This window comes from Enterobacter sp. 725m/11, from assembly GCF_011683705.1.
GTDB classification, from domain to species: Bacteria; Pseudomonadota; Gammaproteobacteria; order Enterobacterales; family Enterobacteriaceae; genus Enterobacter; species Enterobacter bugandensis.
Genome location: NZ_JAAQOK010000042.1, coordinates 1 through 20,419, shown reverse-complemented (window position 1 = coordinate 20,419; position 20,419 = coordinate 1). Strand labels below are relative to the sequence as shown.

Annotated in this window: 23 protein-coding genes and 1 pseudogene; 12 read left to right on the top strand and 12 right to left on the bottom strand. The window is 54.9% G+C overall.

All coding sequences use genetic code 11. The features are described 5' to 3' along the window. Positions 1 to 260: 260 nt before the first annotated feature. Both HBA26_RS17295 and HBA26_RS17290 read left to right on the top strand, forming a co-directional pair. Positions 261 to 350 carry a YnhF family membrane protein gene (locus tag HBA26_RS17295; protein ID WP_020688313.1) on the top strand — a complete coding sequence of 30 codons (90 nt, stop codon included), beginning with the start codon at positions 261 to 263 and terminating at the stop codon, positions 348 to 350. A gap of 163 nt (positions 351 to 513) precedes the next feature. After that, positions 514 to 1,680, top strand: a complete 1,167-nt coding sequence (locus HBA26_RS17290) for an MFS transporter (RefSeq protein ID WP_100170409.1) — start codon at positions 514 to 516, stop codon at positions 1,678 to 1,680. Between the two features lie 37 nt (positions 1,681 to 1,717). Here HBA26_RS17290 and sodB read toward each other — a convergent pair whose 3' ends face one another. Continuing rightward, on the bottom strand, positions 1,718 to 2,299 hold the full coding sequence (sodB, locus tag HBA26_RS17285; RefSeq protein ID WP_063438362.1) for a superoxide dismutase [Fe]: 582 nt from the start codon (positions 2,297 to 2,299) through the stop codon (positions 1,718 to 1,720). A gap of 122 nt (positions 2,300 to 2,421) precedes the next feature. Further along, complete coding sequence (locus HBA26_RS17280) at positions 2,422 to 3,195, bottom strand: C40 family peptidase (RefSeq protein WP_028012893.1); 774 nt, start codon at positions 3,193 to 3,195, stop codon at positions 2,422 to 2,424. Between the two features lie 338 nt (positions 3,196 to 3,533). Here HBA26_RS17280 and grxD point away from each other — a divergent pair, with 338 nt between their 5' ends. Continuing rightward, on the top strand, positions 3,534 to 3,881 hold the full coding sequence (gene grxD / locus HBA26_RS17275; RefSeq protein WP_003832760.1) for a monothiol glutaredoxin 4: 348 nt from the start codon (positions 3,534 to 3,536) through the stop codon (positions 3,879 to 3,881). Between the two features lie 44 nt (positions 3,882 to 3,925). Here grxD and rnt read toward each other — a convergent pair whose 3' ends face one another. The 5 genes from rnt to eptA form a co-directional block, all read right to left on the bottom strand. Further along, positions 3,926 to 4,576, bottom strand: coding sequence for a ribonuclease T (gene rnt, locus HBA26_RS17270; RefSeq protein ID WP_028012894.1), 651 nt, complete (start codon positions 4,574 to 4,576; stop codon positions 3,926 to 3,928). A gap of 95 nt (positions 4,577 to 4,671) precedes the next feature. After that, positions 4,672 to 5,079 carry a lactoylglutathione lyase gene (gene gloA, locus HBA26_RS17265; protein ID WP_013096923.1) on the bottom strand — a complete coding sequence of 136 codons (408 nt, stop codon included), beginning with the start codon at positions 5,077 to 5,079 and terminating at the stop codon, positions 4,672 to 4,674. Between the two features lie 100 nt (positions 5,080 to 5,179). Then, positions 5,180 to 6,277 carry an alkene reductase gene (locus HBA26_RS17260; protein WP_100170408.1) on the bottom strand — a complete coding sequence of 366 codons (1,098 nt, stop codon included), beginning with the start codon at positions 6,275 to 6,277 and terminating at the stop codon, positions 5,180 to 5,182. Between the two features lie 53 nt (positions 6,278 to 6,330). Next, positions 6,331 to 6,930: a TetR/AcrR family transcriptional regulator gene (locus HBA26_RS17255; protein ID WP_047368408.1), complete on the bottom strand. Its 600-nt coding sequence runs from the start codon at positions 6,928 to 6,930 to the stop codon at positions 6,331 to 6,333. 41 nt (positions 6,931 to 6,971) lie between these two features. After that, a complete protein-coding gene (gene eptA / locus HBA26_RS17250; protein WP_048960364.1) occupies positions 6,972 to 8,597 on the bottom strand; it encodes a phosphoethanolamine transferase EptA in 1,626 nt (541 codons plus the stop codon). Positions 8,598 to 8,746: 149 nt separating this feature from the next. Between eptA and HBA26_RS17245 the strand changes: the two genes are divergently transcribed. The 3 genes from HBA26_RS17245 (at position 8,747) to sodC (ending at position 10,530) form a co-directional block, all read left to right on the top strand. Further along, entirely contained in the window at positions 8,747 to 8,986 is a 240-nt protein-coding gene (locus HBA26_RS17245) for a DUF1289 domain-containing protein (RefSeq protein WP_045630183.1), read from the top strand. A 48-nt stretch (positions 8,987 to 9,034) separates the two neighbouring features. Next, complete coding sequence (locus HBA26_RS17240) at positions 9,035 to 9,931, top strand: aldo/keto reductase family oxidoreductase (protein ID WP_069732381.1); 897 nt, start codon at positions 9,035 to 9,037, stop codon at positions 9,929 to 9,931. A gap of 80 nt (positions 9,932 to 10,011) precedes the next feature. Further along, a complete protein-coding gene (gene sodC / locus HBA26_RS17235; protein ID WP_028012900.1) occupies positions 10,012 to 10,530 on the top strand; it encodes a superoxide dismutase [Cu-Zn] SodC in 519 nt (172 codons plus the stop codon). Here the strand turns inward: sodC and HBA26_RS17230 are convergent. From HBA26_RS17230 to HBA26_RS17220, 3 genes are read right to left on the bottom strand one after another with little or no spacing between them, the layout of a single operon-like run. Then, on the bottom strand, positions 10,509 to 12,542 hold the full coding sequence (locus tag HBA26_RS17230; RefSeq protein ID WP_041910337.1) for an FUSC family protein: 2,034 nt from the start codon (positions 12,540 to 12,542) through the stop codon (positions 10,509 to 10,511). The genes sodC and HBA26_RS17230 overlap by 22 nt on opposite strands. Further along, entirely contained in the window at positions 12,542 to 13,402 is an 861-nt protein-coding gene (locus HBA26_RS17225) for an HlyD family secretion protein (RefSeq protein WP_126345689.1), read from the bottom strand. The genes HBA26_RS17230 and HBA26_RS17225 overlap by 1 nt, the downstream gene beginning before the upstream one ends. Before the next feature lie 2 nt (positions 13,403 to 13,404). Then, the gene (locus tag HBA26_RS17220; protein ID WP_028012903.1) at positions 13,405 to 13,641 is read right to left on the bottom strand and encodes a DUF1656 domain-containing protein; all 237 of its coding nucleotides are present in this window, start codon (positions 13,639 to 13,641) and stop codon (positions 13,405 to 13,407) included. 186 nt (positions 13,642 to 13,827) lie between these two features. On the opposite strand from HBA26_RS17220, the gene slyA reads away from it, so the two are divergent. After that, the gene (gene slyA, locus HBA26_RS17215; protein ID WP_126345688.1) at positions 13,828 to 14,268 is read left to right on the top strand and encodes a transcriptional regulator SlyA; all 441 of its coding nucleotides are present in this window, start codon (positions 13,828 to 13,830) and stop codon (positions 14,266 to 14,268) included. Positions 14,269 to 14,305: 37 nt separating this feature from the next. Here slyA and HBA26_RS17210 read toward each other — a convergent pair whose 3' ends face one another. Continuing rightward, positions 14,306 to 15,667, bottom strand: a complete 1,362-nt coding sequence (locus HBA26_RS17210) for a GGDEF domain-containing protein (protein ID WP_126345687.1) — start codon at positions 15,665 to 15,667, stop codon at positions 14,306 to 14,308. 196 nt (positions 15,668 to 15,863) lie between these two features. After that, positions 15,864 to 16,331, bottom strand: a complete 468-nt coding sequence (gene slyB / locus HBA26_RS17205; protein ID WP_028012906.1) for an outer membrane lipoprotein SlyB — start codon at positions 16,329 to 16,331, stop codon at positions 15,864 to 15,866. A gap of 255 nt (positions 16,332 to 16,586) precedes the next feature. Between slyB and anmK the strand changes: the two genes are divergently transcribed. The 5 genes and pseudogenes from anmK to HBA26_RS17180 form a co-directional block, all read left to right on the top strand. Further along, positions 16,587 to 17,711 carry an anhydro-N-acetylmuramic acid kinase gene (gene anmK / locus HBA26_RS17200; protein WP_028012907.1) on the top strand — a complete coding sequence of 375 codons (1,125 nt, stop codon included), beginning with the start codon at positions 16,587 to 16,589 and terminating at the stop codon, positions 17,709 to 17,711. A gap of 93 nt (positions 17,712 to 17,804) precedes the next feature. Beyond that, a complete protein-coding gene (gene mliC, locus HBA26_RS17195; protein ID WP_126345686.1) occupies positions 17,805 to 18,128 on the top strand; it encodes a C-type lysozyme inhibitor in 324 nt (107 codons plus the stop codon). A 57-nt stretch (positions 18,129 to 18,185) separates the two neighbouring features. Continuing rightward, positions 18,186 to 18,842, top strand: coding sequence for a pyridoxamine 5'-phosphate oxidase (pdxH, locus tag HBA26_RS17190; RefSeq protein WP_028012909.1), 657 nt, complete (start codon positions 18,186 to 18,188; stop codon positions 18,840 to 18,842). A gap of 125 nt (positions 18,843 to 18,967) precedes the next feature. Continuing rightward, on the top strand, positions 18,968 to 20,242 hold the full coding sequence (tyrS, locus tag HBA26_RS17185) for a tyrosine--tRNA ligase (RefSeq protein ID WP_047368414.1): 1,275 nt from the start codon (positions 18,968 to 18,970) through the stop codon (positions 20,240 to 20,242). A gap of 66 nt (positions 20,243 to 20,308) precedes the next feature. Further along, positions 20,309 to 20,419: pseudogene (locus HBA26_RS17180) on the top strand (pyridoxal kinase); the annotation flags it as partial.

The following is a 20,419-nucleotide window of genomic DNA, read 5'->3' as shown; positions in this document are numbered from 1 at the left end:
AACTTGAAGGTAAACGTTTGCCTTCTCTCACCCTTATCACGCAATTTTGAATTGCGGCACGCCGGGAAAACGACACGGGACGTCAGGAGGGGGTCAATGGCCGGTACGCTAATAAATTTAGCGTGGAATTTTGGCCTATCTTGATGAAAAGGGGAAGAGGTAAAGTGTTTATCAGCTTAAATCCAGGAAGATTTTTGACGTAAACTGTGCAAAAATGAGCAAGCTCACTTTTCGTGGGGGGATTAAAAGGAGAAAAATTGATGAGTTCCGATCTGAAGTTTTCGCTGTTCACCACCGTTATTGTGCTGGCGCTGATTGTGGCGGCTGGCCTGACGGCTGCGCTGCATTGATTTACGCGGGGGGAGAGCCTTCTCCCTCCCGAACGCTCCGATTGTTACTTCTCTGGCAAAAATCTTTTGCCATTTTGTTAACTTCTCATTTTTTGTGATTGATGTCATGCTTTCCGCTTCTTTGTTCTGTGTCACCACATGACACGGCATCCGGAGTTGACGCATGAAAATCAATTTTCCCCTGCTGGCCCTGGCGATTGGCGCTTTTGGGATTGGCACCACTGAATTCTCCCCGATGGGGTTACTGCCCGTTATCGCCCGGGGCGTGGACGTCTCGATCCCGGCCGCCGGGATGTTAATCAGCGCCTACGCCATCGGCGTGATGGTAGGAGCGCCGCTGATGACGCTTCTGCTTTCGCACCGTGCGCGCCGCAATGCGCTGATTTTCCTGATGGCGATTTTCACCCTGGGCAACGTGCTTTCGGCCATTTCGCCGGATTACACCACTCTGATGCTGTCGCGCATTCTGACCAGCCTCAACCACGGTGCCTTCTTTGGTCTGGGCTCGGTCGTGGCCGCAAGCGTGGTGCCAAAACACAAGCAGGCCAGCGCCGTGGCGACCATGTTTATGGGGCTGACCATCGCTAACATCGGCGGTGTTCCTGCGGCAACCTGGCTGGGCGAGGTCATTGGCTGGCGGATGTCCTTCCTGGCGACGGCCGGACTGGGCGTGGTCTCGATGGTGGCGTTATTCTTCTCCCTGCCAAAAGGCAGTGCGGGTGAACGCCCTGATGTACGCAGAGAGCTGTCGGTGCTGATGCGCCCGCAGGTACTCTCCGCGCTGCTGACCACCGTGCTGGGGGCAGGAGCGATGTTTACCCTCTACACCTATATTTCGCCGGTCTTACACGACATTACCCACGCAACGCCACTCTTTGTTACCGCGATGCTGGTGCTGATTGGCGTCGGCTTCTCGATTGGCAACTATCTCGGCGGGAAATTTGCCGACCGTTCCGTGAGCGGCACGCTGAAGGGCTTTTTAACCCTGCTGATTGTCATTATGGTCGCGATCCCGTGGCTGGCGCAGAATGAATTCGGCGCGGCGATTGCGATGGTTGTCTGGGGCGCTGCCACCTTTGCCGTGGTGCCGCCGCTGCAGATGCGCGTGATGCGTGTCGCCCATGAGGCGCCGGGTCTCTCGTCTTCCGTGAATATCGGGGCGTTCAACCTCGGCAATGCGCTGGGTGCTGCCGCCGGAGGCGCCGTGATTTCAGGCGGTCTTGGGTACAGTTTTGTGCCAGTGATGGGGGCGATTATTGCCGCGCTCGGCCTGCTGCTGGTGATGATGTCCGGCCGTAAACAGCCTGAAGCGGTTTGCACGGCTGAATAAGCAAAAACGCAGAAGGGTTACCCCTTCTGCGTGTCTCTTACGCGGCGAAGTTCTTCGCGACAAAGTCCCAGTTAACCAGAGCCCAGAAGTGCTCCAGGTAGTTCGGGCGCGCATTGCGGTAATCAATGTAGTAAGCATGTTCCCACACGTCCACTGTCATCAGCGGCGTAGCGCTGGTGGTCAGCGGGGTGCCCGCGTTAGACGTGGACACGATAGCCAGTTTGCCATCCGCCTCTTTTACCAGCCACGTCCAGCCAGAACCGAAGTTCTTGATGGCGGCATCGGTAAACTTCGCTTTAAACTCTGCAAAGCTGCCAAAGGCGGTGTTGATGGCGGCTGCCAGTTCACCGGCAGGTTCGCCACCGGCATTCGGCGCCAGGCAGTGCCAGTAGAAAGTGTGGTTCCACACCTGAGCCGCGTTGTTAAAAACGCCACCCTCTGAGCTGCGAACGATCTCTTCCAGCGTTTTGCCTTCAAAATCGGTGCCCTTGATGAGGTTGTTCAGGTTAGTGACGTACGTCTGATGATGCTTGCCGTAGTGGTATTCCAGGGTTTCCGCTGAAATGTGCGGTGCCAGGGCGTCTTTTGCATACGGTAGTGCAGGTAATTCGAACGACATTGCTTCTCTCCTTATTGTATTTTGTGTTGCCAATAACCCTACAGACAACAAGGACAGGATAGCAAATTGAAAGGGTATGCAAAAGAGGAACTTACCCTGCCGCAGATGCGGCAGGGCAGGGATTAACGAATGGTTTTTGGCGTCATGACGCGACGCGCGCCGACGTAATGACGTACCCAGTAATCTTCGCTGAGCGAGGTGATCTGAATGTCCTGACCGCTGCGCGGAGACTGGATGAATTTCCCGTTGCCGACGTAGACGCCCACGTGGTCAGCCGTACCGCGACCCTGCGTGCGGAAGAAGACCAGGTCGCCGTTTTCCAGCTCACCCCGGTTAACCGGTGACGCATCGCGCAGGTGATACATCTCATTGGCGGTACGTGGAATACGGAATTTAACCAGATCTTTATAAGCGTAATAGACGAGGCCGCTGCAGTCGAAACCGGTACGCGGCGAACTGCCGCCCCAACGATAAGGTTTGCCAATCTGCCCCATCAGTTTATTCATCGCGGTTTTTTGCGCTTTTTGCACACGCACTTTATGCACATCCGCCAGCTTTGTTACCTTCGTGCATTTTGCTTTATGGCCTTTACGGGTAATGCATTTTTCTGTAACGAGGTTAGCGGCGGTCTGCGAAGCTTTATTTTTGGCGGTGCGGGTAGTGCGGGAAGATTTTGTTTTCGTCTTGCTGGAAGCGGTTTGTTTAGTCTGAGCGGTGGTTTTTTTCTTGTCGTTCTTGCTGCTGGTTTTTTTCTTACGTTCTGTGGCTTTCACCAGATGGCTTTTTTGTACAGCAGATTGCCGCGCCTGCTGAGAGGCGTTTGCCGCTGGCGTTAACGTGAGAGATGTAAACAGTAAAGCACAGAGCGTGATCGAGATTTTAGTTATCCGCGCCACTGGGCAGTCCCCTGATATATGCAGGTCATCAATAATACCCGCGTGTGATTTACAAAGCCCGTCGATTCTAATCCATAAAAACCCGAGAAGTTAATAGCATTTTTCAATCTAAAAACGTGTTTCGTTAGCAAGTGCAAAAAAATTCATCGTTCTGACGCACAATTGTTCACTCCCTAAGCAAAACCCTGACGGGCGGAGGGGTAAACACCATTTGCAATGCAACTTTTGTGGAGTCGGGGTAAAATATATAAACGTGACGAAAATGTTATTTTCCGATGCCAGCCTGACCCGCTACAATGTCAGACTATTGCCGTAACAGAAGTTAAAGGAAGCAAGACATGAGCACCACTATTGAAAAAATCCAGCGCCAGATCGCTGAAAACCCGATTCTGCTGTATATGAAAGGTTCTCCGAAGCTGCCAAGCTGCGGCTTCTCCGCGCAAGCGGTTCAGGCGCTGTCAGCCTGTGGTGAGCGTTTTGCTTACGTTGATATCCTGCAGAACCCGGACATCCGCGCTGAGCTGCCAAAATACGCTAACTGGCCGACCTTCCCGCAGCTGTGGGTAGACGGCGAGCTGGTGGGCGGCTGCGATATCCTGATTGAGATGTATCAGCGCGGCGAACTGCAGCAGCTGATCAAAGAGACGGCGGCGAAGTACAAAACGGAAGAGCCGGACGCTGAATAATTTTCTGCGTTAATAAAAAAGCGACCTGAAGAGGTCGCTTTTTTTTATTCTTCACTGTCGCCCATCGGCAGCGGCCAGCCGCCCAGACGCTTCCAGCGGTTGACGATCTCACAGAACAGCTCTGCGGTGCGCTCCGTATCGTATAAGGCGGAGTGCGCCTGGGTACCGTCAAACGGTATACCCGCCGTAATGCAGGCTTTGGATAAAACCGTTTGTCCCAGTGCCAGGCCGCTTAGCGCGGCGGTGTCGAAGGTCACGAACGGGTGGAAAGGGTTGCGTTTGAGCGACGCGCGTTCGGCTGCTGCCATGGTAAAGCTGTGATCGAAGGTGGCGTTATGGGCTACCATGATGGCGCGGCTGCAGTTGCTCTCTTTCATGCCTTTACGCACCATTTTAAATATGGCGTGCAGCGCATCATATTCACTGACTGCACCACGCAGCGGGTTATGCGGATCGATACCGTTAAACGCCAGCGCCTCCGGCTGTAAGTTTGCCCCTTCGAAAGGTTCAATGTGGAAATGCAGCGTGGTGTCCGGTGTAAGCCAGCCCTGTTCATCCATCTTCAGCGTGATGGCGGCAATTTCGAGCAGCGCATCGGTTTTAGCGTTAAATCCGGCTGTTTCTACATCAATGACAACGGGATAAAAACCACGAAAACGGTCGCACAGACCGCTAAATTGAGCGTTATCGGACATCAGGGTCTCTTACAAGGGGAAAAAGCAGTGCGCATTATGGCAAATTTTGCAGGGTGATGCAGTAAAACTACGGGCGCATGTTGCGCCCTGAGGGATCAGTTGCCCAGACCGCGACCCGCGTCTTTGGCTTCAATCAGCTCGATCTTGTAACCGTCCGGATCTTCTACAAAGGCAATAACGGTGGTGCCGCCTTTTACCGGGCCGGCTTCGCGCGTGACGTTACCGCCGTTGCTGCGAATGCGTTCACACGCCTCGGCCGCGTTGTCCACTTCCAGCGCGATATGGCCGTAGGCGGTGCCCAGCTCATAGCTGTCCACGCCCCAGTTGTAGGTCAGTTCAATGACCGCTTCATCCGTTTCCGGGCCGTAACCCACGAACGCCAGCGAGTATTTGTATTCCGGGTTTTCGCTGGTGCGCAGCAGCTTCATGCCCAGGACGTTAGTGTAGAAATCGATAGAACGTTGCAGATCGCCAACGCGCAGCATGGTGTGAAGTAGGCGCATAATTTCCTCATTAACCAATGGAATAGACTATTTTTTTGAACAGAAACGATGTTTTAGTATAGCGGCGAAGTGTCGCCGCTATCAATGAACAATGGCGAGATTACAGTGAAGGGTAGTCGGTGTAGCCTTCCGCGCCGCCGCCGTAGAAGCTCTCAGGACGCTGCGGGTTCAGGGCCGCTTTCTGCTGCAGTCGAGCAACCAGATCCGGGTTGGCAATATAGTCGCGGCCAAACGCCACGGCGTCGATCAGCCCTTTATTAATCAGATCTTCGGCTTTCTCAGGGGTATAAGCACCCGCACCGATGATCACCCCGTGGAAGCGCTCGCGCACTTTCTGACGGAAGGCTTCCGAATAAGGCTTACCGCCGGCCCAGTCCGGCTCGGACATGTGCAGATAGGCAATGCCACGTTTCGCCAGCTCTTCAATCAGATACAGCGCGTCCGCTTCTTCATTCGGACCGTTGTCGACGTTCTGGAACGTACCGATTGGGGAGACGCGGATACCGATACGATCCGGGCTCCACTCCTGACAAACGGCGTCAACCACTTCCAGCACCAGGCGGGCGCGGTTTTCGACGCTGCCGCCGTACTGGTCGGTGCGATGGTTAGACGACGGTGACAGGAACTGGTGCAGCAGGTAACCGTGCGCGGAGTGCAGCTCAACCAGGTCAAAACCGGCTTCGCGGGCGTTGGCCACGGCCTGACGGAAATCGTTCACGATACCCGGGATCTCATCCAGCTCCAGCGCGCGTGGCGTAGAGGTGTCGACGCGGATCGCGTTACCGTTTTCATCGCGCAGGGAGGTGCGGGTGTTCGCGTTCAGGGCAGACGCTGAAACCGGCGCCTGACCGCCAGGCTGAATGCTGCTGTGGGAGATACGACCGGTATGCCACAGCTGGACCGCAATGCGACCGTCTTCAGCGTGAACGCCCGCGGTGATTTTCTGCCATGCGGCGATCTGCTCCGGGCTGTGCAGCCCCGGCGCACCCGCATATCCCTTGGCCTGAGCAGAAATTTGCGTGGCTTCAGTGATGATCAGGCCAGAGCTGGCGCGCTGACGATAGTATTCACCCATCAGTGGGGTTGGGATATCACCCGGCTCAATGCTGCGCAGACGGGTAAGCGGAGCCATAAACACGCGGTTTGGCGCGGTGACGGCACCCACTTTTAAGGGGGTAAATAATTTTTCAGCTGACATAACGACTCCTGAGTAGACCAGTCGACTAGTAATAACGTAAATAAAAACGCCTGCTAAGCGCCAGGCGCAGTAATCGTACTTATCACATGTGCCAGCGCGCTTTCGAGCGGCACGGCACTGCGAGAAATTTTAGCCTGCAGGTTGGCGCCTAACCAGAGGGAGTAGAGCACCTGAGCCTGCGTTAAGGGATCCCCGGGGAAGGCGAGCGTATTTTCTTCGCGCCCCTTCGCCAGCGCCTGCGCCAGCAGGGCGATAACGCCGCTGGCGCCTTTATCCATTGCAGTGCGCATATCTTCTGAGAGATCGCACACTTCGGCAGAGAGTTTAACCGTCAGGCATCCGCTGATAATGCCCTGCTGACAGAACTGGTTCAGCGTTTCCTGGTAGTAGTTCAAAACACGATCCCGATAGTTACCTTCCCCCGTGGCGAAGTGGGTCGCGAGGCGTTGGTGGTAAGCAGCATAGTGCCGCTCCAGCATCGCCACGCCAAAGGCCTCTTTGGACCGAAAGTAGTGATAAAACGACCCTTTCGGTACCTCAGCGGTTTTTAATAGCTCGCTCAACCCCATACCGGTGAAGCCGCGGTGCATGCACAGCCGCTCGCCGGTCGCCAGGAGATGTTCGCGCGTGTCGTGTTCAGTATTTCTGCTCATGGATTCACTCTAATAGACCGTTCGGTCTAATGCAAGCGCTGTTACCGGCGACACGCATTCAGAATGTCCAGCTGTTGCTGATAAACGCTTGATTTAACGTCCATCATGCCCAGCACCGTCGAGAATAAATTGTCCTGCGAAACCGCATTTTTTGCTGCGTGGTCGCGTAAACACTGCGCGTTGATGCCAAAGTTTTTCGCATAGTCCGGGGACAGCCAGAACATAAACGGAATGTGCGTCTGCTGCTCCGGCGCCAGCATGTACGGCGTGCCGTGCAGATAAATACCGCTTTCACCGAGCGATTCCCCGTGATCCGAGAGGTAAATCAGCGCGGTGTTCATGTTCGCCTGACGGGCTTTCAGCGCATCAATGGTTTTGCTGACCATGCTGTCGGTATACAGGATGGTATTGTCATAGGTGTTCATCAGCGCCTGATGGTCGCAATCCTGAATTTCGTTGGTGTCGCAGGTGGGGGTGAATTTACGGAAATTATCCGGGTAACGGCGATAGTACGCCGGGCCGTGGCTGCCCATCAGGTGGATAACCAGCACCGTGTCCTGCTTCAGACCGTCCAGCACGTTGTCCAGGCGGTAGAAATTCACGTCATCAATACAGGACTGGTCTTTGCAGAACTGATCCAGCTTCCACTGCGTCATGTCGGTATGGGGAATACGATCGCAGGCACCTTTACAGCCACCGTCGTTGTCGCGCCACAGGAGGTTGATACCCGCATGGTTGAGTACGTCGAGCAGCCCTTCCTGATGGTGCGCCAGGTCGGCATCGTATTTGCTGCGCGTCATACCGGAGAACATGCACGGAACGGATACGGCGGTTTCAGTGCCGCACGAGGAGGCCTGCGGGAAGTTAATCACATCCTGCTTTTTCAGCTCGGGGTTGGTTTCACGCCCGTAGCCATTGAGGGAGTAGTTCGCCGCGCGCGACGCTTCGCCGATGACCAGCACCAGAACGGTTTTCTTCTGCTGACCCGTAATCAGCGCGCCTTTGTGCGCATCTTCGCCAATCCGCACCAGCGTTTGATCGCCGGCAAACCAGCGCATCTTGCTGTATTTCACCACGGCGCTGACGTAGTTCGCCGGAGTGACCATTTTGACGATGCTTTTGTTATTGCGGAACAGCGACGCGTAATCTTTATAAAACACCGCGGCGATAAGAATAATCACCAGCAGGGCACCGAGCATCGCGGCAACTCGCGTCAGCAGGGCGTACCACCATTTGCCGGTACGAATGCGGGTCAGCGCCAGCACCAGGGATGGAACAAGACCGGCTATGACAATCCACAGAATCATCTGCGGGGTCACCAGCGCGGTGGCTTCCTGAGAATTAGTTTCGAACACGTTCACAATCATGTTCTGATCGATGACCGCGCCGTAGGTAAACATAAAGTAAGTTGCCGCAGCGCACCCGACAGTTAAGACGATCATCAGCGGCTTACGGATATACGGGATATTGAGCAGGCTAAATACTATGACCCAGCCACAAAACAGCACCACCGGTACGGATGCGGCGAAGAGAATATCGTGCAGATGCGCAGGGGCAATAATGGCCCAGCTGCGCTGTATAAACAGCCCGTTAAGCAGAGTAAAAAAGAGTGCACAGCCCAGAGTAAATTTTATGTCGTTACATTGTAACTTTTTACTTAACCACATCGATCGTAAAACCTGTCATTGTCATGATGTGGCGAGTATAAAGAGGGAAGATTAGTGAAACCTTAATGCCACAAAACTGTGGTAAAGCCCTTGCACGCGGCGCTTTTAGCGTCTTCACTGTAGGTGAGAAAGGTTAACCGGAGGTGAGTGTGGCAGAGCAACTGGAGTTTTTCCCCATCCAGAGCCCGTGCCGGGGGATTTGTCAGTCAGATGAACGCGGTTATTGCCGCGGGTGCATGCGTACCCGTGACGAGCGTTTTAACTGGCAAAACTTCAGCGACACGCAAAAGCAAGAGGTGCTGCGCCTCTGCAGACAGCGACTTCTGCGCAAAATCCGCGCAAACAAAGCCTCTGAGACCGAAGAACCCCAGCAACCTTCACTGTTTTAATGCGGTAATTGCGTATACTCATGACATCACGTCCTTGAGGAAAATGTTATGGTTCAGCGTATTACCCTTGCCCCCCAGGGGCCAGAATTCTCCCGTTTTGTGATGGGCTACTGGCGCCTGATGGACTGGAATATGTCCCCCCTCCAGCTGGCAAGCTTTATTGAAGAGCATATCGATTTAGGGGTAACAACCGTCGATCATGCGGATATTTACGGTGGCTATCAGTGTGAAGCCGCCTTTGGCGAGGCGCTCAAGCTGGTTCCGGCACTCCGGGAGCGCATGGAGATCGTTACCAAATGCGGTATTGCCACCACGGCCAAACCGGAGCATGCCCTCGGCCACTACATCACCGACAGCGCCCATATCATCAAGAGCGCCGAGCAGTCGCTGGTCAATCTGGCAACCGATCGTATCGACCTGTTGCTGATTCACCGTCCGGACCCGCTGATGGATGCCGACGAGGTGGCGGAAGCCTTCCTGAGTCTGCATCAGAGCGGGAAGGTGCGTCACTTCGGCGTCTCCAACTTTACCCCGGCCCAGTTTGCGCTGCTTCAGTCTCGTCTGCCGTTTACGCTCGCTACTAACCAGGTTGAGATCTCCCCGGTGCATCAGCCGCTGCTGCTGGATGGTACGCTCGACCAGCTGCAGCAGCTGCGCATTCGCCCGATGGCCTGGTCGTGCCTCGGCGGTGGACGCCTGTTTAATGATGATGCGTTCCTGCCGCTGCGCAATGAGCTGGAAACCATCGCCCGCGAGCTGAACGCCCAGAGCATAGAGCAGGTGGTTTACGCCTGGATCCTGCGTCTGCCGTCAAAACCGCTGCCGATTATTGGCTCCGGGAAAATTGAACGCGTCCGTTCCGCGCTGGCCGCCGAAGAGCTGCAGATGACCCGCCAGCAGTGGTTCCGCATCCGCAAAGCCGCGCTGGGTTACGACGTGCCTTAAACCGCAAGAAGGTGACTTTCCGGTGAAATCTGTGCCCCTGGTATACACTTAAGGGGCAAAAAATAACCAGCGGAGGTCATATGAAGCGTTTTACTCTGGCATTGGTCACGCTGGTTGTTTGCGCAGGGGCGCAGGCAGCCAGCGACGAAGTAGAAATGAATCTCGTCACCTCACAGGGTGTGGGTCAGTCCATCGGGACGGTGAAAATCACCGAGACCGATAAAGGGCTGGAATTCGCACCCGATCTTAAAGCACTCCCGCCGGGCGAACACGGCTTCCATGTTCATGCCAAAGGGAGCTGTCAGCCAGCCATGAAAGAGGGTAAACCGTCGGCAGCGGAAGCAGCAGGGGGCCACCTCGACCCGCAGAATTCAGGTAAACATGAAGGGCCTGAAGGTATGGGACACCTGGGCGACTTGCCGGTGCTGGTGGTAAACAATGACGGTAAAGCCACGGATCCGGTCGTGGCCCCGCGGCTGAAAAAGCTGGATGAGGTCAAAGGCAAAGCGCTGATGATCCATGTGGGCGGCGATAACATGTCCGATCAGCCTAAACCGCTTGGCGGCGGCGGGGCGCGCTATGCCTGCGGCGTAATCTGATCCCCAATCGTTCCTGGCGGGGGCGCCTGTTCCAGCTGCGACAGCGAGCAGTGCAGGCGCCAGATTATCGAGGCCAAATCGCGGGCTGCGGGAAGATGATGCCGGGCAAGGGTGTCGCAGATCCGCTGCAGTTCAGCCAGCGTGGCCTCCAGAGGCCGCTGCTGAACGCCGCGCTCGCTCATCACATCGCGTAGCAGAGAGATACACACATCACGTACCTGCGACAGCGGATCGGAGCGCGTTTCCCATGCGCGAAGTTGCCAGACCACGTGCGAGCAGTTCAACAGCACCACCCCCCAGCGCAGCAGCCAGCGTCGGGACAGCGCGTCCTGGCTGTTATTTAACTGGCTAACGTGGTGATAAACCAGCGATTCATACTCGCTTTCTTGCAGATGCGGCTTGCGGCTGAGCTGGTCGACAAACCCTCTGCGCAATTCACGGATATGTCGACGGCTTTTGCGTGCGTCAGAGCCGGGACGCAACACCGCGAAGGCCAGCCACGCCAGCCCGACGCCAAGGATCTTTGCCAGGTTGTCATTCAGAAAAGCGGCGTAATCATACACAGGCGGATTCGTCACGGAGATAAACGAGCCCATAAAGACAATCAGCTGCCCCCACAGACCCGCCAGTTTCGGCATTTGCAGCTTAAGGAGCTGCATCGTAGTTAACAGCGGAAACAGGAACAGCAGAAACTGCCAGAGATCGCTTATCTGCACCATCAGGCCAAACTTCACCACAAAACTGAACAGTGATAGCAAAACAAGCGTTCGCAGCAGCAGCGTAAGCGAGTTAAACGGCGAGGCCGCGACGGAGTAAAGCACGCAGCTGATAGCGGCAAGCGTTAACGCCGCAGAACCTGACTCCCACTGCGTGGTAATGCTCCACGCCCCCACCAGCATCAGTGCGCTGAAGGTGCGAAAACCGCTCCACAGCGCTTCCAGATAATCGGTGTGACGTGCGAGAGCCGGGCTGCCGGGAACGGCGAACTCCGTGACCGGGGTAGCATTCTCAACCGCCTTAATCCAGCGGCTGCTGCGCAGGTATAGCCGACAAAAGTAATTCAGCCGCTGCCAGAAGGCGCGATGGCGATAATCAAACTCATCCACCGGGGCGAGCGGGGCGATAATCTTCGCGACGGTATAGATGTCCGCATCCGGTCGCGCGAGCGCCGCGAGCAGGGTTTCGATTACCGCGCGAGTGTTTTCTGGCGGTGTCGGCCAGTTGAGCAGCATTCGGCGCAGGCTGGAGATAGCGCTGGTCATGCGCAGCTGCTGGTGCAGCAAATAGTTAAGCAGCGTGTTCTGACGGCGAAAACGGTAATGGCTCCAGAACGCCTGAATTCGCAACAGATTCATGGTCAGGATCTGCCCGATAACCTTTTCATGCGCGAGGCGGATGTCATCGCTTGTATCCGGTTGCCACAGCAGGCTCGCATGTTCCAGCAGCCGGGTATGCATGGTTTTCAGCGCAGTGATAAGCGCAGTGCCGTCAGAGGTGCTGGGCAGGATCATCATCATAAATCCGCCGCAGAGGATCCCGACAATGACTTCGCAGACGCGCGCCTGTGCGATATCCCATAGCTCGGTGGTGTCGAGCACGTTGACGACCGGGAAGGCGATAATGGCGGCGGTATAGCCCGCCAGCTGGAAAGCATAGGCCACGTTATTGGTGAAATGGGCGCAGGCCCAGGTACAGCAACCCAGCCATGCCGCCATGCTCAGCAGGAACAGCCACGGATCGTTCAGCGTGTGGCCCGCGATAATTAACGCCGCGGTGGCGCCCAGCAGGCTACCTGCGATACGGCCAAGGCTTTTGCTGATCACCCCACCAACGGTGGGGAAGCTTACCACCGCCGCGGAGGTCATCGCCCAGTAGGGTTCATCCAGGTTCAGATAATAGGCAACAGTCAGCGCCAGGCACATGGCAATGCCGTTACGCAGCGCGTAGCGCCACTGGGGGCGCGTCGCTTTCATCCACGGCGTGTTTTGCCAGGAGAGCGCCTGCAGCTTCATTAACGGGTTCCGATAGAGACAGTGCAGGTGGTGCCGGAAACCAGCGTGATGTCCTCGGGTAAACGGTCAAACTCCACGCGCACAGGCACGCGTTGAGCCAGGCGCACCCACGGTACGTTCGGCTTGATGTCCGGCACCAGCCCGGAATCCGTTTCAACGCTTTGATCATAAATGGCGCGGCCAATGCTGGAAACGTGACCCTGTAACTTTTGCGGGCCACTATACAGCGTTATGGCGGCGGGTGCGCCTTCATGGATATGACGAAGCTTAGTCTCCTCGAAATAGCCCACGACGTAAAATGAGTGGCTGTCGACGAGAGCAAAAACCGGCTGACCGGCGGAGGCATAATTTCCCACCCGGGCGGAGAGGTTGGTCACCCATCCGTCGACGGGGGCGGTGACCACGGTTTGGGTTAACTCCCACTGCGCCTGCTTCAGCGCGGCCTCAGCCACGTTGACGCTCGCCTGCATGGCCTTGACGTTGATATTGGCGGTATCTAAATCTTCCGCGGAGATGTAGTTTTTCGACAGGTGACGGCGGCGATTGGCCTCATTATTGGCCTTAGCAAGGTCAGACTGGGCTTTAGCCAGCTGCGCCTGGGCGTTCAGAATCGCAATGTGATACGGGGTGTCGTCGATGCGGAATAACACCTCTCCCTTTTTAACGTACTGGTTATCCTTAACCAGCAGCGTTGTGATACTTCCCGAGACCTGGGGGGTGATGCTGACCTGCTCAGCGCGAACTTTGCCGTCACGGGTCCAGGGGGACTGCATATAATAATTCCACAACCACCAGCCAGCAGCCAGGGCGAGGACAAGAACGAACAGGGTGGAAAAGTACTTCAGCGTTTTCAGAGGCATATTCACCACACGATCAGAACAGCAAGGCCCAGGCATACGGAGAGGGCAAACAGGGAGAGATCCATCAGCATGGGGTGCCAGATTTCGCCGGAGTACATCCAGTCGCGAAGCAGGCGATGCGCGATGAGCCAGAGAACAAAGCCCACCAGCACGGCTTTAAACAGGGGAGGAAAGTAGACTGACGCACCGAAGATCAGGTCCTGAAGGGGTAAACCTTCTGAGCGATGAAAAAAGATCACAGGCAGAAATCCTTTGCAGTGAACAGAATGCCGCGTTGGCTTGTCTGAGTATGAAGAAGCATCATAATTCAGTGTAAGTCATACTTTTGAGTCCGATGAATGCAGTATTGCATTTGTTTTGCCAATACAAATGCTGCACACTATTCTAAAATCAGTATAATAACTTAGCAAGCTAATTATAAGGAGATGAAATTGGAATCGCCATTAGGTTCTGATCTGGCAAGGTTGGTACGCGTCTGGCGTGCTCTGATTGACCATCGCCTGAAACCTCTGGAACTGACGCAGACGCATTGGGTCACGTTGCACAACATTCATCAGCTGCCGCCCGACCAGTCGCAAATTCAACTGGCTAAAGCGATAGGCATTGAGCAACCGTCGCTGGTGCGCACGCTTGACCAGCTGGAAGAGAAGGGACTGATCTCCCGGCAAACCTGCGCCAGCGATCGTCGCGCCAAGCGCATTAAACTGACGGAGAAAGCGGCGCCTATCATCACTGAAATGGAAGCGGTGATCACCAAAACGCGCGGTGAAATCCTTTCAGGGGTTTCACCGACGGAGCTGGAAATGCTCATCAGCCTCATTGCGCGCCTTGAGCAAAACATTCACGATCTACAGTCTCGCGACTGACCAGACAATAGGGCCTTGCATCTGCAAGGCCTTGTTTTTACTTAAAGACAACGACGCGGTTACGGCCCGTCTCTTTCGCTTCATACATCGCCTTATCGGCACTTTCCACGCACGCTTCTGCGCTTACCGACGAAGAGGTTGCCGTAAACACCCCCATGCTGATGGTAATCGGCTCTGGTAACTGACCCTCGCTGCTAATTTTATCAAAACCGCTTAGCTTCAACCGAATGCGCTCCGCCACCTGATATGCGTCTTCTGCGGAGGTGTTTGCCAGCATCAGGACAAACTCTTCGCCGCCGATTCGCGCTGCGATATCCTGCGGACGTACGGAGTCCATAAGCAGATTGGCGACAAACTGCAGGACTTTATCTCCCTGCAGGTGACCGTAGTTGTCGTTGATACGCTTGAAACGATCGAGATCGCTGACGATAACCGAAACCGGGCGGCTGGGTTTGGCGGTGCCCAGCGCCTGGTTTAACGATTCATAAAAATAGCTGCGGTTATAAAGGCGCGTGAGCGGATCGCGAATCGAATTTTGATACGACTGCTGATACTTCAAATGGGAGTCACGATACAACCTGAAGACATCATAGAGCAGCACAAAAATAATAATCAGCGTCGCGACGGTTTCAAATAATCGGGCGCGATACCAGGATATATCTTCTGCATGTCCGCCTACCAACAGCATAGAGAGCGTGACGACATAGCAGACACACAAAAAATTACCGCCTACCCAGAACAGATTACGCACGCGCGTAATAAACATCAGCGTGGCTAGTGTCACGACCCAGAGAACGATTAATGAAATATTAATGCTGTGGCTCCAGAGAACCATAAACTGCCGTGTTTCATTATCAACCAGATCGAGGGATAAAAACGGGGAATGGCTGGAATACATCCAGGCCAGAATCACCATACATGCGGTAAAAAGAAATGAACCGCTAACGATGATGATATGCGCCAGCCGTGAAAGGGGCAGATTGCGCGTGGGATAAAGTAATGCCGAAACGATCATCAGCACCGCCATTAAGAGGTGGCGGAACATATAGTAGATCATCGCATCGTTGTAGTTCACAACGTTGAATTGATAGAGATCCAGCCACGCCGGAAAGCTGGTCAATGTTCCGACCATCAGCAAGGCCGAACCGGCAAAGGCAAATGAGATGGCAATCAGATAGAGCCGCCGCTTATCACACCAGTATTTCATTGCCATAAAACAGGCAATAAACAGGTGAAACACGAGTAAAAAAATGGTGAGTGTGGGGAACAAAAGAGGCGAAAAGGACGGAACCCAGTCAACCAGTTTTGAAAATAAAGCCTGTAATATTCCGATGACGACCAAGCAACCGAAACAGAACGAGATATAACGACCTTTTACAGAACGACTATTCGCAAGCATATAAAGTTTTACAAATTAAAATAATTATGAAGAGATGATTGCGAAGAGTTTAATCAATTAGCACGCTAAATACTTTGCGCAGAAACAATATATGGCGCGTTTAATAATGCGTGGGATGAATGTATTCTGTAAATATATTTGTGAGGGTGATATATATTGTAAATGGATGTGGCCTGATGACCACATCCATTTTTAATTAACGCGGAGAAACGGTAACCTGGCTGCCGTTGCTCGCCAGCACGACGCGTTGACCCGCAGAGAAGCGGGTGTTGCCCTGCTTCTGAACAACCATAATGGTGCTGCCGTCGTCTTTACGAATTTCCAGCTCTACACCCTGGGTTTTGTTCATCGCGCCCTGAACGCCCTGACCCGCGACACCACCCGCTACAGCGCCCGCTGCGGTTGCCAGAGAACGGCCCGTGCCGCCGCCCACGGTATTACCCAGGAAACCACCCAGTACAGCACCGCCGATTGCGCCCATCACGTTGTTTTCATCACCACCCTGAATTTGTACAGGACGGGCGTTAACAACGGTACCGTAAGTCACGCTCTGAACCTGTTTTGCTTCAGAAGCGCTGTAAACGTCGCCAGACAGCGAGCTGTCGTTCACACAGCCAGCCAGGGTTAAACCAATCAGCGAAACGCCCAGTACACGTACAATCATTTGAATCTCCTGTTCACCAAAAACGCCCATCTGGAGGCATCCGTTATGGCTAAATTATATGGCATAAAGAGCCATAGTTCATATCTTTGCACTAACAATAAGAAAATTGTACTTGAATTTGACTTAACGAGACATAAACAGGAGCCACTCGCCATACCGGCAAGACATTGTTAAAAAATATTATCGTCGGATGGCAAAGGAGCGCTGTTTATGGTTGAGTGGATATCCTTAGCCCACGCAACGTAAGGAAAGCGCATGAAATCGGGTCGCTACATTGGTGTGATGTCGGGCACCAGTCTGGATGGGGTAGATGTCGTTCTGGCCGCCATTGACGAACATATGGTGGCACAGCAGGCGAGCCTGACCTGGCCAATCCCCCTTTCGCTGAAAGAGGACATTCTGAGCATCTGTCAGGGGCAGCAGTTAACCCTCTCCCAGCTTGGTCAACTTGATGTTCGGCTGGGGGCGCTGTTTGCGGATGCGGTGCAGGCGTTAATGCAAAAAGAACACCTTCGTCCCCAGGATGTGGTCGCCATCGGGTGTCACGGACAAACCGTCTGGCATGAGCCGACTGGCGACGCGCCGCATACGTTGCAAATCGGCGATAACAACCAGATTGTGGCGAAGACGGGCGTAACGGTCGTCGGGGATTTTCGTCGCCGCGATATTGCGCTTGGCGGCCAGGGCGCGCCGCTGGTGCCTGCCTTCCATCAGGCGTTGCTGGCGCACCCTACAGAACGCCGCATGGTGCTCAACATAGGCGGGATTGCTAACCTCTCGATGCTTATTCCGGGGCAGCCCGTTCGCGGCTACGATACCGGCCCGGGGAATATGTTAATGGATGCCTGGATCTGGCGGCAGTGCGGTCAACCGTATGATAAAAACGCCGAGTGGGCGAGCGAGGGTAAAGTGGTTCTCCCGCTGCTGCAGTCCATGCTCAGCGACCCTTATTTTGCCTTACCGGCGCCGAAAAGCACGGGACGAGAATACTTCAACTTTGGCTGGCTCGAGCGCCAGCTTGCGCTGTTCCCGGCACTTGCCCCGCAGGATGTCCAGGCGACGCTTGCCGAATTAACGGCCGTGTCGATCTCTGAGCAAGTGCTGCTCAGCGGCGGCTGCGAACGCCTGCTGGTGTGCGGCGGGGGAAGCCGAAACCCGCTGGTGATGGCGCGTCTTGCCGGGCTGCTGCCGGGCACCGAGGTGACAACGACGGACGAGGCCGGCATCAGCGGGGATGATATGGAAGCGCTGGCTTTCGCCTGGCTTGCCTGGCGCACTATCGCAGGGCTGCCAGGGAATTTGCCGTCGGTAACCGGCGCGCGCGAGGCCAGCGTCCTCGGGGCGATTTTCCCTGCAAATCCTCGTCATAATCAGAGTTAACTGAAATTCAGCGCGGCGCCTCGTCGTTAGAATGGAATAAAACAGGGGGGCAGCCATGCCCTCCAGGACCAGTAAAGTCTTCGGAATACGCCCATGAAAAAACTTCTTCTTATTGCCGCGCCTTTATTGCTGTCAGGATGCAGCGTCTATAACCAGTTCCTTGAGCGCATGCATACCGATACGCTGGAGTATCGCTGCGATGAAAAACCGCTGACCGTGAAGCTGAATAACCCGCGTCAGGAAGCCAGCTTCGTATACGATAACAAGCTGCTAACCCTTAAGCAGGGTATCTCGGCCTCCGGGGCGCGTTATTCGGACGGCATCTATGTCTTCTGGTCGAAAGGCGACAGCGCCACGGTCTACAAACGAGACCGCATTGTGCTGAACAACTGCCAGCTTGAAAATCCGAAGCGTTGAGATTTTTACAGGGGCGGCGCACAATAGCGCCACCCAATCTCAAGATCAGCTAACGCCATGTCAGATAACGACGAACTGCAGCAAATTGCGCATCTGCGCCGTGAATACACCAAAGGCGGCCTGCGTCGCCAGGATCTTCCCGCTGAACCCCTCGTGCTTTTTGAGCGCTGGCTGAAACAGGCCTGCGACGCGAAGCTGGCCGACCCAACGGCCATGGTCGTCGCGACGGTAGATGAAAACGGTCAACCGTATCAGCGCATCGTCTTGCTTAAGCATTACGACGAGAAAGGGCTGGTGTTCTATACCAATCTGGGCAGCCGCAAGGCGCACCACTTAGAAAACAACCCGCGCATCAGCCTGCTGTTCCCGTGGCATATGCTTGAACGTCAGGTGATGGTCACCGGGAAAGCGGAACGTCTCTCGACCCTTGAGGTGGTGAAGTATTTCCACAGCCGCCCGCGCGACAGCCAGATTGGCGCCTGGGTATCAAAACAGTCCAGCCGGATCTCTGCCCGCGGCGTGCTGGAAAGTAAATTCCTGGAGCTGAAACAGAAGTTCCAGCAGGGGGAAATTCCGCTGCCGAGCTTCTGGGGCGGCTTCCGCATTCCGATTGAGCAGATGGAATTCTGGCAGGGCGGTGAGCATCGCCTGCATGACCGCTTTTTATACCAGCGCGAGAATGGCGGCTGGAAAATCGACAGACTGGCCCCGTAATCCCCGAAATTTGTTGATTTAAGCGCTAGCGCACACCGCGCTTGCGCTTTATTCTATGGTCCTTTCGCATCAGGCGAAAAGTCGTGTACCGGCAAAGGTGCAGTCGTTTATACATGGAGAATTTGATGGCAAGCAGTAACTTGATTAAACAATTGCAAGAGCGGGGCCTCGTGGCCCAGGTGACGGACGAGGAAGCGTTAGCAGAGCGACTGGCGCAAGGCCCGATCGCGCTCTATTGCGGCTTCGATCCCACCGCTGACAGCTTGCATTTGGGGCATCTTGTTCCATTGTTATGCCTGAAACGCTTCCAGATGGCGGGCCATAAGCCTGTTGCCCTGGTGGGCGGCGCGACCGGTCTGATTGGTGACCCGAGCTTTAAAGCCGCGGAGCGTAAGCTGAACACCGAAGATACCGTGCAGGAGTGGGTGGATAAGATCCGCAAACAGGTTGCACCGTTCCTCGACTTCAACTGTGGTGATAACTCTGCCATTGCTGCTAACAACTACGACTGGTTTGGCGGCATGAACGTGCTGACCTTCCTGCGTGACATCGGCAAGCACTTCTCTGTTAACCAGATGATTAACAAAGAAGCGGTCAAGCAGCGTCTGAACCGTGACGATCAGGGTATCTCCTTTACCGAGTTCTCCTACAACCTGCTGCAGGGCTATGACTTTGCCTGCCTGAACAAGCTGCACGGCGTCTCTCTGCAGATCGGCGGCTCTGACCAGTGGGGGAACATCACCTCCGGTATCGACCTGACCCGTCGTCTGCATCAGAACCAGGTCTTCGGCCTGACCGTTCCACTGATCACCAAAGCTGACGGCACCAAATTCGGTAAAACCGAAGGCGGCGCGGTGTGGCTCGATCCGAAGAAAACCAGCCCGTACAAATTCTATCAGTTCTGGATCAACACGGCGGATGCCGATGTTTACCGCTTCCTGAAGTTCTTCACCTTCATGGACATTGCAGAGATCAATGCGCTGGAAGAGGAAGATAAGAACAGCGGTAAAGCGCCGCGTGCCCAGTACGTGCTGGCGGACGAAGTGACCAAACTGGTTCATGGTGAAGAGGGCCTGGCCGCGGCAAAACGCATCACCGCAAGCCTGTTCAACGGTACGCTGAGCGATCTGAGCGAAGCGGACTTCGAACAGCTGGCGCAGGACGGCGTGCCGATGGTTGAGATGGAAAAAGGAGCTGACCTGATGCAGGCGCTGGTGGACTCTGAGCTCCAGCCTTCCCGTGGTCAGGCGCGTAAAACCATCGCCTCCAACGCTATCACCATCAACGGTGAAAAGCAGGCTGATCCGGAATACACCTTCGTTGACAGCGATCGTCTGTATGGCCGCTACACGCTACTGCGCCGCGGTAAGAAAAACTACTGTCTGGTCTGCTGGAAGTAAGTAAAAGTCTCGAGGGGCGTGGGAAACCACGCCCTTTTTGTTTGTTCAGGGTTTGGTAAGAAAAAGATGAAGAACATCCTCGCCATTCAGTCCCACGTTGTGTTTGGACATGCTGGCAATAGCGCAGCGGAATTCCCGATGCGCCGCCTCGGTGCCAACGTCTGGCCTCTCAATACC

What these genes read in the sequence shown, in the direction of transcription:
- HBA26_RS17260 (WP_100170408.1), bottom strand. Translation starts at nt 6,277, where the DNA reads ATGTCAGCTGAAAAATTATTTACCCCCTTAAAAGTGGGTGCCGTCACC.
- slyB (WP_028012906.1), bottom strand. Translation starts at nt 16,331, where the DNA reads ATGATTGTACGTGTACTGGGCGTTTCGCTGATTGGTTTAACCCTGGCT.
- gloA (WP_013096923.1), bottom strand. Translation starts at nt 5,079, where the DNA reads ATGCGCCTACTTCACACCATGCTGCGCGTTGGCGATCTGCAACGTTCT.
- sodB (WP_063438362.1), bottom strand. Translation starts at nt 2,299, where the DNA reads ATGTCGTTCGAATTACCTGCACTACCGTATGCAAAAGACGCCCTGGCA.
- pdxH (WP_028012909.1), top strand. Translation starts at nt 18,186, where the DNA reads ATGTCAGATAACGACGAACTGCAGCAAATTGCGCATCTGCGCCGTGAA.
- grxD (WP_003832760.1), top strand. Translation starts at nt 3,534, where the DNA reads ATGAGCACCACTATTGAAAAAATCCAGCGCCAGATCGCTGAAAACCCG.
- sodC (WP_028012900.1), top strand. Translation starts at nt 10,012, where the DNA reads ATGAAGCGTTTTACTCTGGCATTGGTCACGCTGGTTGTTTGCGCAGGG.
- eptA (WP_048960364.1), bottom strand. Translation starts at nt 8,597, where the DNA reads ATGTGGTTAAGTAAAAAGTTACAATGTAACGACATAAAATTTACTCTG.
- anmK (WP_028012907.1), top strand. Translation starts at nt 16,587, where the DNA reads ATGAAATCGGGTCGCTACATTGGTGTGATGTCGGGCACCAGTCTGGAT.
- HBA26_RS17230 (WP_041910337.1), bottom strand. Translation starts at nt 12,542, where the DNA reads ATGAAGCTGCAGGCGCTCTCCTGGCAAAACACGCCGTGGATGAAAGCG.
- HBA26_RS17240 (WP_069732381.1), top strand. Translation starts at nt 9,035, where the DNA reads ATGGTTCAGCGTATTACCCTTGCCCCCCAGGGGCCAGAATTCTCCCGT.
- HBA26_RS17225 (WP_126345689.1), bottom strand. Translation starts at nt 13,402, where the DNA reads ATGCCTCTGAAAACGCTGAAGTACTTTTCCACCCTGTTCGTTCTTGTC.
- rnt (WP_028012894.1), bottom strand. Translation starts at nt 4,576, where the DNA reads ATGTCCGATAACGCTCAATTTAGCGGTCTGTGCGACCGTTTTCGTGGT.
- mliC (WP_126345686.1), top strand. Translation starts at nt 17,805, where the DNA reads ATGAAAAAACTTCTTCTTATTGCCGCGCCTTTATTGCTGTCAGGATGC.
- slyA (WP_126345688.1), top strand. Translation starts at nt 13,828, where the DNA reads ATGAAATTGGAATCGCCATTAGGTTCTGATCTGGCAAGGTTGGTACGC.
- HBA26_RS17295 (WP_020688313.1), top strand. Translation starts at nt 261, where the DNA reads ATGAGTTCCGATCTGAAGTTTTCGCTGTTCACCACCGTTATTGTGCTG.
- HBA26_RS17290 (WP_100170409.1), top strand. Translation starts at nt 514, where the DNA reads ATGAAAATCAATTTTCCCCTGCTGGCCCTGGCGATTGGCGCTTTTGGG.
- HBA26_RS17255 (WP_047368408.1), bottom strand. Translation starts at nt 6,930, where the DNA reads ATGAGCAGAAATACTGAACACGACACGCGCGAACATCTCCTGGCGACC.
- tyrS (WP_047368414.1), top strand. Translation starts at nt 18,968, where the DNA reads ATGGCAAGCAGTAACTTGATTAAACAATTGCAAGAGCGGGGCCTCGTG.
- HBA26_RS17210 (WP_126345687.1), bottom strand. Translation starts at nt 15,667, where the DNA reads ATGCTTGCGAATAGTCGTTCTGTAAAAGGTCGTTATATCTCGTTCTGT.